15 protein-coding genes and 4 pseudogenes are annotated in these 13395 nt (G+C 68.6%); 9 read left to right on the top strand and 10 right to left on the bottom strand.

What is annotated here, in order from left to right; genetic code table 11:
- The first annotated feature begins 174 nt into the window (after nt 1-174).
- The gene (locus GNX96_RS66115; protein ID WP_390624271.1) at nt 175-1020 is read left to right on the top strand and encodes a metalloregulator ArsR/SmtB family transcription factor; all 846 of its coding nucleotides are present in this window, start codon (nt 175-177) and stop codon (nt 1018-1020) included.
- 4 nt (nt 1021-1024) lie between these two features.
- Complete coding sequence (locus tag GNX96_RS40110) at nt 1025-1588, top strand: dihydrofolate reductase family protein (RefSeq protein WP_163572874.1); 564 nt, start codon at nt 1025-1027, stop codon at nt 1586-1588.
- 52 nt (nt 1589-1640) lie between these two features.
- Here the strand turns inward: GNX96_RS40110 and GNX96_RS58910 are convergent, their stop codons facing one another.
- Both GNX96_RS58910 and GNX96_RS58905 read right to left on the bottom strand, forming a co-directional pair.
- A complete protein-coding gene (locus GNX96_RS58910) occupies nt 1641-1892 on the bottom strand; it encodes a MerR family transcriptional regulator (RefSeq protein ID WP_279582755.1) in 252 nt (83 codons plus the stop codon).
- Between the two features lie 73 nt (nt 1893-1965).
- Nucleotides 1966-2079, bottom strand: a pseudogene (locus GNX96_RS58905) (MerR family transcriptional regulator); the annotation flags it as partial.
- A gap of 37 nt (nt 2080-2116) precedes the next feature.
- On the opposite strand from GNX96_RS58905, the gene GNX96_RS40100 reads away from it, so the two are divergent.
- Nucleotides 2117-2761, top strand: a complete 645-nt coding sequence (locus GNX96_RS40100) for a class I SAM-dependent methyltransferase (RefSeq protein ID WP_163572872.1) — start codon at nt 2117-2119, stop codon at nt 2759-2761.
- A gap of 2 nt (nt 2762-2763) precedes the next feature.
- On the opposite strand, the gene GNX96_RS40095 is transcribed toward GNX96_RS40100, so the two are convergent.
- On the bottom strand, nt 2764-3321 hold the full coding sequence (locus tag GNX96_RS40095; protein WP_163572871.1) for a MarR family winged helix-turn-helix transcriptional regulator: 558 nt from the start codon (nt 3319-3321) through the stop codon (nt 2764-2766).
- A 50-nt stretch (nt 3322-3371) separates the two neighbouring features.
- Between GNX96_RS40095 and GNX96_RS40090 the strand changes: the two genes are divergently transcribed.
- Both GNX96_RS40090 and GNX96_RS40085 read left to right on the top strand, forming a co-directional pair.
- On the top strand, nt 3372-5108 hold the full coding sequence (locus tag GNX96_RS40090) for a CDGSH iron-sulfur domain-containing protein (RefSeq protein ID WP_279582754.1): 1737 nt from the start codon (nt 3372-3374) through the stop codon (nt 5106-5108).
- An 81-nt stretch (nt 5109-5189) separates the two neighbouring features.
- On the top strand, nt 5190-5651 hold the full coding sequence (locus GNX96_RS40085) for a T6SS immunity protein Tdi1 domain-containing protein (protein ID WP_163572870.1): 462 nt from the start codon (nt 5190-5192) through the stop codon (nt 5649-5651).
- A gap of 3 nt (nt 5652-5654) precedes the next feature.
- Here the strand turns inward: GNX96_RS40085 and mshC are convergent.
- The 6 genes and pseudogenes from mshC to GNX96_RS58890 form a co-directional block, all read right to left on the bottom strand.
- Nucleotides 5655-6934 (bottom strand): annotated as a pseudogene (gene mshC, locus GNX96_RS40080) (cysteine--1-D-myo-inosityl 2-amino-2-deoxy-alpha-D-glucopyranoside ligase).
- A complete protein-coding gene (locus GNX96_RS40075; protein ID WP_163572869.1) occupies nt 6913-7581 on the bottom strand; it encodes a sirohydrochlorin chelatase in 669 nt (222 codons plus the stop codon). The pseudogene mshC and the gene GNX96_RS40075 overlap by 22 nt, the downstream one beginning before the upstream one ends.
- Nucleotides 7578-7874 (bottom strand): uroporphyrinogen-III synthase, encoded by a 297-nt coding sequence (locus GNX96_RS58900; protein WP_279582773.1) that lies wholly within the window; start codon nt 7872-7874, stop codon nt 7578-7580. Before GNX96_RS58900 ends, GNX96_RS40075 begins: the two co-directional genes overlap by 4 nt.
- A complete protein-coding gene (locus GNX96_RS40070) occupies nt 7804-8346 on the bottom strand; it encodes a uroporphyrinogen-III synthase (protein WP_279582753.1) in 543 nt (180 codons plus the stop codon). The genes GNX96_RS58900 and GNX96_RS40070 overlap by 71 nt, the downstream gene beginning before the upstream one ends.
- A gap of 67 nt (nt 8347-8413) precedes the next feature.
- Nucleotides 8414-9161 (bottom strand): annotated as a pseudogene (locus GNX96_RS58895) (amidohydrolase).
- Nucleotides 9162-9163: 2 nt separating this feature from the next.
- Nucleotides 9164-10057 (bottom strand): amidohydrolase family protein, encoded by an 894-nt coding sequence (locus GNX96_RS58890; RefSeq protein ID WP_279582751.1) that lies wholly within the window; start codon nt 10055-10057, stop codon nt 9164-9166.
- Between the two features lie 239 nt (nt 10058-10296).
- Between GNX96_RS58890 and GNX96_RS40060 the strand changes: the two are divergent.
- A pseudogene (locus GNX96_RS40060) lies at nt 10297-11006 on the top strand (FadR/GntR family transcriptional regulator).
- Here GNX96_RS40060 and GNX96_RS40055 read toward each other — a convergent pair.
- A complete protein-coding gene (locus GNX96_RS40055) occupies nt 10958-11881 on the bottom strand; it encodes a LysR family transcriptional regulator (protein ID WP_163572868.1) in 924 nt (307 codons plus the stop codon). The pseudogene GNX96_RS40060 and the gene GNX96_RS40055 overlap by 49 nt on opposite strands.
- Before the next feature lie 96 nt (nt 11882-11977).
- Between GNX96_RS40055 and GNX96_RS58885 the strand changes: the two genes are divergently transcribed.
- The 3 genes from GNX96_RS58885 to GNX96_RS58875 are packed head-to-tail and all read left to right on the top strand — an operon-like array spanning nt 11978 to nt 13288.
- Nucleotides 11978-12541 carry an FAD-binding oxidoreductase gene (locus GNX96_RS58885; RefSeq protein ID WP_279582750.1) on the top strand — a complete coding sequence of 188 codons (564 nt, stop codon included), beginning with the start codon at nt 11978-11980 and terminating at the stop codon, nt 12539-12541.
- Nucleotides 12542-12546: 5 nt separating this feature from the next.
- Nucleotides 12547-12702 carry a hypothetical protein gene (locus tag GNX96_RS58880; protein WP_279582749.1) on the top strand — a complete coding sequence of 52 codons (156 nt, stop codon included), beginning with the start codon at nt 12547-12549 and terminating at the stop codon, nt 12700-12702.
- A gap of 7 nt (nt 12703-12709) precedes the next feature.
- Nucleotides 12710-13288 (top strand): BBE domain-containing protein, encoded by a 579-nt coding sequence (locus GNX96_RS58875; protein WP_279582748.1) that lies wholly within the window; start codon nt 12710-12712, stop codon nt 13286-13288.
- The last annotated feature ends 107 nt before the right edge of the window (nt 13289-13395 follow it).

Genomic DNA, 13395 nt, shown 5'->3' with positions numbered 1-13395 from the left:
GGCCAGCTGACGACCACAGGTCATCGACGAGCGCGGCTCGCAGGTTGTCCGCCGCATCGGTGTCCATCACTCTGAGTTTAGGTGACGGGGTCGGTCCGGATGGCGGCTCATCCGTTGACAACGGCACTCGGGTTTCCATACGCTTAACACGTTGGTTAAGTGAAGGGGCTTGCGATGGCTGGCACCGATCAGCTCAGTGCGGTGTTCTCGGCGCTGTCCGACCCGACTCGACGGGCGATCATCGCCGAGTTGGCCGCACGCGACGCCACGGTCACCGAGCTCACCGCTCCTCTGTCGATCTCGATGCCGGCGGTGTCACGGCACCTGAAAGTGCTCGAGCGCGCCGCGCGCTCATCTCGCGTTCGCGGTCGGGCAAGTGGCGCGCGAGCCGCCTCGAGGCTGCCCCGCTACGCGAGGCGGCCGACTGGATCGAGCGCTACCGGCGGTTCTGGGACTCGTCCCTCACCCGCCTCGATGCCCACCTCGCTGCGGTGCAGGCCGCCGCACGGGCAACGGACCGGCTGGTCGACGACCCCAGGGAGCACGAATGAAACGGAAACTCCGCAGCTCGTCATCTCGCGTGTGTTCGACGCGCCGCGGGAACTCGTCTACCGAGCCTTCACCGACCCCGACCACTTGGCGGCGTGGTGGGGCCCGATCGGCAACTCACTGCCGCGCGACGAGATCGAGTTCGACGTACGCCCCGGTGGCTTCCAACGGTGGACGGAGGTCAACGCGGCCCAACCCGAGCTTCGCGTGCACATCCACGTCGACCTCACCGACGTCGCCGACGGCGAACTACTCGAAGGCGTCATGCACGTCAAGGGCCGGCTCCAGGAGGGCGTCGAGCCGTTCGAGACGAGACTGCGGGTCGAGTTCCACGACGAGGCAGACGGACGGACGCGACTGGAGATCCGCCAGTGGCTCCCCGAACATCTGGCGCGCCCCAGCGAGGAGGGCTGGCGCCAGGCGTTCACCAAGCTGGACGCCAGGCTGTTACTGCTAATCATCGAGAGGTAGAGGCATGGCAAAGCTGATTTACGCGACGAATGTGTCGCTTGACGGCTACATCGAGGACGAACGCGGCGCGTTCGACTGGTTCCCCATGGACGACGAGGTATTCGCGTTCCACACCGACCTCCTGCGGTCCGTGGGCACGTTTCTCTACGGGCGGCGCCTGTACGAGGCAATGGCCGTCTGGGAGACCGACGCCGCGCTGGCCGCGCAGTCCGACCTCATGGCCGACTTCTCGAGTGCCTGGCAGGCGGCGAGCAAGGTCGTGTTCTCCACGAGGCTCGCCGAGGTGTCAACAGCCGACACCCGAATCGAACGCCGTTTCGACCCCGCCGCGGTGGCTGAGCTGAAGGCCACGGCCAGCAGCGATCTCACCATCGGAGGTGCCGACCTCGCGACGCAGGCTTTCAAGGCCGGGCTGGTCGACGAGTGCCAGCTGTTCGTTTTGCCTGTTGTCGTCGGCGGCGGCAAGCCAGGGCTGCCGACCGGCATGCGCACCGACTTTGAGCTCCTCGATGAGCGCCGATTCCGAAACGGTGTCGTACACCTGCGCTACCGCACTCTCGGGCAGTGAACGACAGCCTCGTCCGATCGCCGGCGCTTGCATGACAGGCGGAGCGCTGAGGTCAGTGCGAATGGATCCGCGCATGAGCCTCTTCGAGAGAAGATCCCGCGAGGAGCGCCGCGACTCCGCCGGCGAAGTTGGCGCACTCGAGGACGTCCGTGTGCGGGCAGGCCAACCCGTGGGCGATCGCCGTACGGGCCACCTGAGCCTGGGCGATCCGTTGATCCAGCTCGCCGAGCTTGCGCTCGTACAGCTCCCGCCAACCCTCGCCGACCAGTGAGCGAGACGCGATGAACCCCTCGATTTCCCGCAAGGTGAAGCCGACACATGCGGAGCGCCAAAACCACCCTGACCAGCCCCACCGCCGATGACGGATAACGGCGTTGGCCCGAGACCCGGGCCGGCGCCGGCAACAGGCCCAGCTCCTCCCAATAGCGCAGAGCGGACGTGGCGACGCCGGTACGGCGCGCCAGCTCACCGATCGTCAGCTGGTCACTCATTGACTTCAAGCGTACTTGAAGTCCTTGACTGGCGATCATGCCAACCACAAGGACAGCTCTGAAGCAACGCGCGATCAGATATTTGGTACGCCAGGCCCATCATCCCCGGGGCATCGTCGGGTGGGCGAACGGCTGGATGTTCGCTCTTCGCCCCTCCAACCGGCGACGCAACCTCTGGGCGGTGTCGTTGCTGGACGTACGGCCGACCGACCGGGTCCTTGAAATCGGCTTCGGTCCCGGCATCGCCATCGCCGCGTTCGCCGGCCGCGCCACCGAAGGTCACGTTTTCGGCATCGACCACTCGCAAGCCATGGTTCGGCACGCCGGCCGGCGCAACTCCGCCGCCCTACGCGCCAACCGCGTACACCTCACGCAAGCCTCCGTGGAGCAGGTGCCGGCCTTCAGCGATCCGCTCGATGTCATCCTCGCCGTCAACTCCGTCGGATTCTGGCCCGACCCGGTGGAGCGACTTCGCGAGCTGCGCCGGCTGCTCCGACCGGGCGGACGGATCGCGCTCGTCAGCCAGCCTCGCTGTCCCGGCGCCACCCGCGACGCCACAGTCCGAGCCAGCCAGGAGCTTCAGAACCTGCTCACCCAGGCTGGTTTCACCCACCTCCGGGTCGAAACGCTTGACCTCAACCCGCCGGTCGCGTGCGTACTCGCCACCAACCCGGCTCCTTAAGATCATCGACGACGTTGCCGGACAGCCGAGTCGGCCTCCTCGAACGACAGGAGCAGTCGGCGAAGCATGTCGGCGAAGGCCGTCTGTTCGTCGTCCGTGAGCGCGGCAAGCATCCGCTTCTCGTTGGCCACATGCCTCGGCGCGACCTCATCCACCAGCGCTTTTCCGGCCGGGCTCAGTCGTACGAGCAGGCTGCGCAGGTCGGTCTCGCTGGCCACCCGCTCGATCAGCCCGTCGTACTCGAGCCGCTGCAGCGTGTGCGTCACCGCTCCGGACGTACGCATCAGGGCGGCGCTCAGTTCCGAGGGCGTCAGCTCGTACGGGCTGCCGGCCCGGCGGACGCAGGCCAGCACGTCCCATGCCTGTCGGGTGAGGCCGTGCTGGGCAAACAGCTCTTCCATGCCGCGGTCGAAAAACTCCCGCACCCGTCCGACTCGGGCGATCACCGCCACCGGGCTGGTGTCCAGCTCCGGCCACTGCCGCGCCCACTGGGCCAGCACCCGGTCGACGTGATCGCTCTGGGCGAACGCGTTTTCTTCGCCAAACTGATTTGCCTGCACGTTAAAGTACTTTACGGTGCGACGAAGCCAAGAAAGCGCAGGAGTGTCAGATGCCAGAGAAGTTGTCGATCGACATCGCGCGGGCCGCCCTCAGCCTGCTGCAATATCTTGAGAAACATCCCATCGAGGCCATTCCGGACGCGCCGGAGCGGCTCCGGACCCGGGTGATTCGTCCGCTGGGGGAAACCGATGCCACTGACGAAGTGACCTACACCAGTCCAGAGGCGGGCATGTGGGAACTCGCGCAGGCCGCTACCGCGGCGGCGGCTGAGCCGGGAGCGCCGACCGCGATCGTCGAGGCGGCCGCGGCCCTGCAGGCGATGGTGCCGCCAGAGCGGCTGCCGGAGCTCGCGGCCGCGCAGTCCGCTCGGCCAGCCGGCATCCAACTCGTCCACAAGGGACCATATTTGGTCAGTGCGGCCGAGAAAGTGGTGAACCATCTCGGCGAGCCGCTCCCGGTCCGCCCGCTGATGGCGCTGTGCCGGTGCGGCCAGTCGGCGGACAAGCCGTACTGCGACGGTACGCACGCCACCGTCGACTTCCAGGACACCAAGGATCCCAAGCGGGTGCCGAACCAGCGCGACACGTACGTCGGGCAGCAGGTCACGGTCTTCGACAATCGAGGAATCTGCGCGCATTCCGGGCTCTGCACCGATCGGCTTGCCGGAGTTTTTCATGCCGGCGGCGAACCTTTCGTGACCCCGAGCGGCGGCCGAATGGACGAGATCGTTCGGGCCGTACGAGACTGCCCGTCCGGCGCATTGAGCTTCGCCATCGACGGCCGGGAAGCTCGGGAACAGGTGGATCAGCCCCGAAAACCGGCGATCACGGTGACCGAGGACGGCCCGTACCGGATCGTCGGCGGCACACCCCTGGTCGACGACGAGGGCGTCGACGTACCGCGCAACACCGGAGTGTCCCGGGAGCACTACAGCCTCTGCCGTTGCGGCCATTCGCAGAACAAACCGTTCTGCTCGGGAATGCATTATTACGTCGGATTCCACGATCCGGTCATCGATCCAGCCGCCGAGGTCTCCCTTTTCCAGTGGGCCGGCGGATATCCGGCATTGCTGCGGATGACCCGGATCTTCTACGAGAAGTACGTGCCGTCCGATCCACTGGTGGGACCGATTTTCGCCAATATGGCGGCCGATCATCCGGAACGGGTCGCCGAATGGCTCGGTGAGGTCTTCGGCGGACCCAAGTTCTACAGCACCGAACACGGCGGCTATTCCCGGATGATTTCGCAGCATGTGGGGAAAAACCTGACCGCACCACAACGCGCCCGGTGGGTCCAGCTCATTTCGCAAAGCGCCGAGGATGCCGGCCTGCCGGCGGACGCGGAGTTCCGGGCCGCCTTCGTGGCGTACTTGGAATGGGGTTCCCGGATCGCTTTCGAGAACTCCCAGTCCGAGGCGCATCCACCACCCAACATGCCGATGCCGCGCTGGTGGTGGGTGTGCAACGCGGAGCCGCGGTTCCGTGCCTCAGCGCTCGCGCCCATCGAGGAGACTCCTGAGGTCGTACTGCCCGGCGATGACGAGACGGTCAGCTTCCAGACCCACATCAAACCGCTCTTCCCGGTCCCGCGACCGGGAGTCGATGAGGTTCGCTTTCGACCTTTGGTCGTACGACGACGTCAAGGAGCACGGAGTGGCGATCCTGGATCAGTTGGGCCGTGGATCGATGCCCTGCGACGGAGCCTGGAGCAAGGAACAGGTGCAGGTCCTACGCCGCTGGACAGAGTCAGGCATGTCCGCCTGACGGCGACCACCCCGCGAATGTAACGAAACCGAGGCGTTTCGTTACATTCGCGGGGGGCGAGGCCCTGGCGGGTGCCCGTACAGGCAGGCAGTTAGATGGGTCGGGTGGATCTGACCAAGGTTTTCCCCGCTGAAGTGCTCGCCCGTGCTCTGGAAGCATGGGCCTGGGTCGGAATAGGTGATCGCGAGCCGCTGTTCACGTCGCTGTTCGGGGACGTGTTCTTCCGGGCCGACGACGGCATCTGGGTGCTGGACATCCTCGAAGGCACGTTCTCCCTGGGGTGGGACAGCGCGGCCGCGCTCAAGGCCGAGGTGGACACTCCCGAAGGCGCCGACCGTTACCTGCTCGCGGGTCTCGCGATGGCCGCGTACGAGGCCGGCATTGTGCTGGGACACGACGAGGTCTACGGGTTCCGGGTCTCGCCGGTGCTGGGCGGCGGGTTCGACGTCGACAACCTGGAGGCGGTCTCCCTGGAGGTCCTGCTGGACTTCCTCGGCCAGATCCACGAGCAGTTGCACGACCTGCCGCCCGGCACCCGGATCTCCGGCATCACCATCAAGCCGTGACGGTCAGCCAGTCAACCTGATGCCGAGCAGAGCGTCGACGGCGGTGGCGACCGCGGCTGGCGCGGCCGGGGTCATCGCCGGCGGCGGTCAGCGACTCGTCCGCCCAGCGGTCGAGGGCGGCCAGGGCGGCCGGGGTGTCGAGGTCGTCGGACAGCCGCTCGCGGAGCCGCTCGATCACCGGTCCGGCGGGCGCGCCGGCGTCCCGCGCCACCGCCGTACGCCAGCGAGCCAGCCGGCGTTCGGCCTGCTGGAGGGTGTCCGCGGTCCACGAGCGGTCCGTCCGGTAGTGATCGGAGATCAGGCCCAGCCGGATGGCCATCGGGTCGACCCCATCGCCCCGCAGCCGTGACACGAAGACCAGGTTGCCCTTCGACTTGGACATCTTCTCGCCGTCCAGGCCGATCATCCCGGCGTGCACGTAGTGCCGCGCGAAAGGCCATTGGCCGGTCAACACCTCGGCGTGCGCGGCGGACATCTCGTGGTGCGGGAACCGCAGATCCGAGCCGCCGCCCTGTACGTCGATCGCGGGACCGCCCAGGTAGCGCAGTGCGATGGCGGCGCATTCGATGTGCCAACCGGGCCGGCCGTCACCCAGCTGGGACGGCCAGTGTGGCTCATTGTCCCGGGCGCCCCGCCAGAGCAGCGGGTCGAGCTCGTTGCGCTTGCCAACCCGGCCCGGGTCTCCCCCGCGCTCGCCGAAATATCGCAGCATGGTGGCCCGGTCATAGCGGGACTCCGACCCGAACCGGGGCGCCCTGGTGACGTCGAAATACACGTCGCCGGTGCCGTCGGTCAGCGTGTACGCGGCACCGTCGGCCAGCAGTTTCTCCACCGACTCAGCGATCTCCGGGATCGCCTCGACGGCCCCGACGAAATGGTCCGGCGGCAGCACCCGGAGCATCTCCATGTCCTCGCGGAACAGCGCGGTCTGCGCCATCGCGAGCACCACCCAGTCGGTGCCGTCCCGCTGCGCCCGCTCCAGCAGCGGGTCGTCGACGTCGGTGACGTTCTGCACGTACGCGACCGGGTGGCCGGCGTCCCGCCAGAGCCGGTTGACGAGGTCGAAGGTCAGGTAGGTCGCCGCGTGCCCGAGGTGGGTCGCGTCGTACGGCGTGATGCCGCAGACATACATCCGGGCGGCCCCCCATTCGGGGCGGTGGGGCGCACCCCGTCGCTCGCCGTGTCATAGAGCCGCAGCGGCCGCCCCCAGATCCGGGCACGGTGGGAACGGCGATCGCCGACCAAGAATCATGCACTGAGGTTAACTTGTCGCCGCGGCGCATCCACGAGCCTCGTCGTACCGTTTCCAGACCAGCCGGGCCACTGCCGGATGCGCGCCCAGGGGTGCTGAGCAGGGCAAACCCTCGCTGGCCGCGATCACCTGGTCCGCGAAGAACCCGGGCGCGAGCAGATACGTGGCGACCGCCACTGGCCGGCGGCCGTACCCGCGCACCGCCTCGGTGATGGTGGGCTCCGCGGCCGAGACAAAGCTGGTCGTCACGTCCGTGCCCAGCGCATCGGACACGAGTTGGCCCATCGCGACGCTGTCTGCGACCGCTCGCTGGTCTCTGGAGCCCGCGGCCGCCAGCACCACCGCGTCGCCCGGCCGCCAGCCGGCTTCGGCGAGCCGGTCCACCAGTGCCTCCACGAGCAGCTGATCCGGCCCGAGCGCGGTGCCCAATCGGTGCTCGCGAGCAGTGGCGGGGAGATCGACATGCACGTGGTAGCCGCCGGAGAGCAACAGCGGGACCACCACCGCCGGCTCGGTCAGGTGGCTGAGGACTTCGCCGAGCAACGGCTCGGCCAGCTCCAGGAACGCGTGCCGTACGTCGGCGGCCGGACGCTGCGCTCGTACCTCCCGGATCAGCGCCGCGGTGCTTTCGGCGGCCCGCGGATCGCGGCTGCCATGCGCGACCGCGACCAGTGTCACGCGAAGTGCTCTTCGAGGGTGCGTACGAGAGCACCGAGACGACCGCGCTCTGGCTGCACAGTCGGCACTCCCAGCGCCGTCAACGGAGCCGCGGTGATCGGTCCCACGCAGGCCGCCACCACCCGTTCGTGGAAGGCCTTCACCAGGTCGTCCCGCCGCTCGCCGGCCGCTTCCAGCAAGTAGGCCGCGGCCGGTGCGCTGGTGAACGTCACGACGTCCACCTCACCGGCGACGATCCGGTCCACCAGGCCATCGACCGCCGCGAGGTCGGTCGGCGGATGCCACTGGTACACCGGCACCTCGACGATCGAGGCGCCCCGCTTCGGCCAGTCTCGCGGTAAAGGTGGGCATCCGGTCGCCATGGAGCTGGACGCCGATCCGGCGGTCGTCCAGTGGCTCCGCCAGCAGGTGCGTGAGCAGCTCCTCGGAGGCTTCCGAGGAGGCCGCGTACGTCTCATGCAGGCCAGCGCCGCGAATGGCGCCCTTCGCCTTCGGGCCGCGGGCGAGGATGCGCACCGACCCGAGCGCCGCGATCAGCCGCTCTCGCAGGTCCCAGCCAGCCGCCGCGTCCAGCCAGCCACGAAACCCGATGCCGGTCATCACCACCAGATCGTCCAGCTCACCGGCCACGCAGCGCTCGGTGGCCGCCCGCAGCTCACCATCATCGGCCAAGCTCGTGGTGTGGATCGTTGGGGTGACGGACACGATGGCACCGCGCCGCTCCAGCAGCCCGGCGAGTTCCTCGCGGCGCCGCTCAGCGGTCACCACCACGCGCGCGGCCGGTCAGAGACATGACCCCATTCTGCCGGGCCGCTGTCCCGCCGGCCGCGGTTCAGGCACTGGCGTCGTAGATGACCTCGCCCCCGACGACGGTCGCGCCGACGCCGAGGTCCCGGATCCGGGTGGCCGGCACCGCCAGCAGGTCGTCGGACAGGACGACGAAGTCGGCCAACTTACCGCGGCTCAACGTGCCCTTGACCCGCTCCTCATGGACCGCGTACGCCGAGCCGTGTGTGTAAGCGCGCAGGGCCTGTTCGGCGGTCAGCGCCTCCGCTGGTACGAACGGGACGCCGCTGTCGGTCCGCCGGTTCACCATGTCGTGGATGCCGCGCAGCGGCGAACCGTCCACGACCGGGCTGTCGGAGCTACCCGGCAACGTGATGCCGGCGTCCAGGAACGACCGCAGCCGGTAGCAGTGCCGGGCGCGGGCCGGCCCGAGAGCCGCGAGCATGCCGTCGCCAATCTCGCCCACGAACCGGCCTTGCGGGACCGGGATCACCCCGAGCGCGACCATCCGGGCCAGGTCCTCGTCGGTGGTGACGCCGGCGTGCTCGATCCGGTGCCGGGCGTCCGGGCGCGGCAGCAGCGCGCTGGGCTTGCTCGTACGTGTCCAGGACGAACCCGACCGCCCGGTCGCCGATCGCGTGGGTAGCGACCTGCCAGCCGTACGAGTGCGCTGCGAGAATGAATTCCCGCAGGTCGTCCTGTGCATCCTGGAAGAATCCAACATTGCCGGGTTCGCTCTCGAACGGCTCGTGCATCGCGGCCGTACGGCCAAGCAGCGAGCCGTCCGAGAACACCTTCACCGGTCCCAGCCGGAGCCACTCGTCGCCGAAGCCGGACCGCAGACCGAGATCGAGGCCGAACCAGTCGTGGCCTGGCTCGAAGGCGCCGGCCGGGTGCAGCGCACACCGGAGACCGGCATCAGGGTGGCGCGCTGGCGCAGCAGCCCCCGCTGGCGGGCCACCTGGAAGGCTGCCACGTCGGCCGTACCGTTGCCGGCCACCCGGCCCAAACCGACGCCGGGCTCGGTGAAGCTGGTGACGCCCTCCGCGGCGGCTACCCTGCTGCCGGCGCCGATCGCCGCCACGAAATCCTCGAAGGGAGCTGGCCGGAGCACCGCGTAGACCAGCCCCTGGGCCTGCTCGGTCAGGAGTCCAGTGGAAAGCCCCTGGTCATCGCGTACGACAGTGCCGCCAGCGACATCGGGCACCGATCCCGGCTCGAAGCCCATCGCGGCCAAACCGGCGGTGTTCACCACGCCCATGTGCGCGGAGGTGTGCGCCAGCCAGACCGGATGCCCGGCGGCCACCGCGTCCAGGGCGGACCGGGTCGGGTGCGCGCCGATCTTGTTCTGGTCGTAGCCGGAGCCGCGGATCCAGGCGCCGGCGGGCAGCGTGGCGGCCCGCTCGGCCACCTTCGCGTAGAGCGCGTCCAGACTGCCGGTCACGGTGTCCCGAAGGTCCAGCTCGGTGAGCCGCGCGCCGCGCATCGACAGGTGCTGATGGGCGTCGTTGAAGCCGGGCACCACCGGCGGCGCGCCGGCCAAGTCGACGACGGTGGCCGGTACGACGCCGTCCAGCTCTTCGTCGAACCCGAGGACCCGGCCCGCGACCACCCCCAGCCTGGTCGCCGTCGGGCGGGACGGGTCGAGCGTACGGAATCTGCCGTTCGTGAAGAGCGTGTCGATGCGCACCCTGTCTCCTTACACGGTGAGCGCGCACCCGGCCAGACCGCGTCGCATCAGCCCTGCTAGGAGGCACTTGGGCCAGTCCGGCTTGCTCGCCCCTGTCGAGCATCCGGCTGGGGACGGGAGACCGGAGGTTGGCAGCGGCGAACGTGAAGCCCACAATGGGCAACGCGGTGCATACCGGGGTGTCTGTCACCGCCGCAAAGGTGCCAAACATGGGATGTTTGGCGGGAGAGGATGCGACTGTGCCTTTGGCCACTACCCGCCGGACCGGCTTGGTGGACCAGGTCATCGAGCAGATGCGGCAGGCGATCGTCTCCGGCGGCTGGCCGGTGGACGAGCGGATCCCGCCGGAGCCGGAGCTGGTCGCCGCGCTCGGAGTCGGCCGCAACACCATCCGGGAGGCCGTCCGCGCGCTCTCCCATGCCGGCCTGCTGGACGTGCGCCAGGGCAACGGCACGTTCGTACGCGCCACCAGCGAGATCTCCGGGGCGCTGCGCCGCCTCTACGGCACGCAACTGCGAGAGGTCGTCCAGGTCCGTCGGATCCTGGAGGTGGAGGGCGCTCGACTGGCCGCGACGCAGCGTACTGACGCCGAGGCGACCGAGCTGGCGACCCTGCTGGACAGCCGGGACGCGGCGATGAGCGATCGACGCTGGGAGGACGCCACCGAGTCGGACACCCAGTTCCACCTCGCGGTCGTCCGCTGCTCGCACAACTCGCTGCTCTCCGAGCTGCACCTAGGCCTCACCGACGTCATCCGCGCGAGCGTGGCGACCGCCCTGGAGTCGAATCTCGACATCGAGTATGTGCACCATGCGGCGCTCGTCGCCGCCATCAAGGACGCGACCCCGACCTCGCGGTGCTGGAGTCCAACGAGATTCTCGACGACATGCTGCACCGCGTTCAGCTGGATCCTGACGACGCTGAGACCTCGGCCGGCGCCGGGAGATAGCTGCGCGCGTACGCCAGCAGGGCGCGGGCAGCTGGACTGGTCGGACCGTCGGCCGTCCACGCCAGCACGATCCGGCCGCGCATCGTCGGCCGCGTCACTTTCAGGGTGTGCAACTCGTCCGGCCGGGAAACGGCCGCGGACGCCGGCAGCAGGGCCACCCCGAGCCCGTGCGCGGCCAACTGCGCAAGCACCGGCGGAATGCTGGCCTCGAAGGCGACATGTGGGCGGAACCCGGCGGTCGCGCACGCCTCCTCGATGATCGTACGTACGCCCGTGCCGCGCGGAAGGCAGATCAGCGCCCGGTCCCGCAGACCGGCCAGCGGCACGCTGGCCCGGCCGGCCAGCGGGTCGCCGTGCCGGACCGCCGCGACAATCTCCTCGTCCACCACGTCGTGGGCCGCGAGTCCGGGCGGAGTCGCGTCGCCCATCGCGATGAAGGCCAGGTCGATCTGCCCGGTTCGCAGCTCATCGATCAGCTGGACCGCGTTCGCTTCGGACAGGCTGATCTCCACGTCCGGATGCTGCCGATAAAACCCGGCCAGCAGCCCTGGCAGATCCAGCACCGGCGCCACCAGCGGCGCGACCGTGCCGACGGTCACCCGGCCGCGTACCAGCCCGGTCAGCTCATCGACGGCCAGCCGTACGCCGGCGACCGCGGCCAGGGCGGCACGTGCGTACGGCAGCACCGCGGCGCCGACCGCGGTCGGTCGCACCTGGCGACCGGACCGGTCCAGCAGCGGCTCGCCGAGTTCTCGTTCGAGCTGCTTGATCTGTGCGCTCACCCCCGGTTGGGCCACATGCAGGCGGGCCGCCGCTCGGGTGAAGTTCGCCTCCTCGACCACTGCCACGAGATATTCCAGCTGCCGGAGTTCCATAACCAAACATGATAGTTGGCAGACGAACTAGCTCTTGGACGTATGACTGGAGTGGCGCCAGGCTGGAACACGTAACCGATCCGAAAGGACAGTCTCGTGAATACCTTGTCAGTGCTGGTCGAAGGCCCGGTCTTCGTCCCCGGCGACGCCGGCTACGACACCGAGCGTTCCGGTTTCCAGCTCGCCGGCCAGCACCGGCCGGCCGTGATCGTGGGAGCGACCAGCGCCTCGGACGTACGCACCGCCATTCGTTTCGCCGCCGCGAGAGACCTGCCGATCGCCGTCCAAGCGACCGGGCACGGCCTGACCGCCCCCGCCCAGGACGCGCTTCTCATCACCACCCACCGGATGTCCGGCTTCCGGATCGACCCGGCGGCCGGGACCGCGTGGATCGAGGCCGGGGTGCGGTGGAAGGCCGTGGTGGACGCGGCCGCCGAGCACGGGCTGGCCCCGCTGTCCGGCAGTTCGCCGAGCGTCGGTGCGGTGTCGTACACGCTGGGCGGCGGCATTGGCGTGCTGGTCCGCTCGTACGGTCTCGCCGCCGATCACGTACGCACCCTCGAGGTGGTCACGGCCGATGGCGAGATGCGTCAGGTCAGCGCCGGGAGCGACCTCTTCTGGGCGCTGCTCGGTGGCGGCAACAATTTCGGTGTGGTGTGACGGGGATGGAGATCGAGCTGGTGCCGGTCAGTCACCTTTTCGGTGGCACGCTCTCGTTCGACGCCAGCATCGCGACCGAGGTCTTCCAGGCGTACGACCAATGGACGAGCACCGTCCCCAACGAGATCACGTCGTCGGCCGCAGTGGTGCCTTTTTCCTGACCTGCCGATGATTCCCGAGCCGGTCCGTGGTCGCGAGGTGGCCCAGATCCGGATTGCCTCGATCGCGGACAAGGCCACCACCGAGCGGCTGGTCGCTCCGCTGCGGGAGATCGGGCCGATGCTGATGGACACCCTCGACGCCCTGCCCTTTACCCAGGCCAGCAGCATTTTCACCGACCCGCCACAACCTCACGAATATTACGGCACCGGGATTTTCCTCAATGGCCTGAACAAGTCAGCGATGCAGGCACTCCTGGAGCTGGCTGGCAAGGCGTCGGCCGTCGTGCAGCTGAACCATCTCGGTGGCGCGATCGCCGGCTCCGCGCCCAACGCCATTGGTCACCGCGACGCCAGGTACTTCCTGCGGCTCGTGTCCGATCCCGGCAGCCGCGCCCTGCTCGACGGTGTTTTCGCTGCTCTGGCACCGTTTGCCAGCGGTCATGCGATGAACTTCATGTTCGGCCCGACCGGCGCGGACCAGGTGCGGTCCGCTTTCGCGGCCGACACGTACAAAAGATTGAGCGCACTCAAGGCAACTTACGACCCAGCCAATCTCTTCCGGTTCAACAACAACATTATCCCGTAAAACACAGTGTGATTTTCCCCGCTACCGCGGCCATCTGGCCTCACCTGGCCTTTAGTTTTAGCTCGCTTTTCGCCGATTCTGGTCCGTGCGGTAGCCGCAGTCTGCCC

Origin of the sequence: Fodinicola feengrottensis (assembly GCF_010993775.1) — a bacterium.
GTDB lineage: Bacteria > Actinomycetota > Actinomycetes > Mycobacteriales > HKI-0501 > Fodinicola > Fodinicola feengrottensis.
This window is presented reverse-complemented; position numbering and strand designations above follow the sequence as displayed.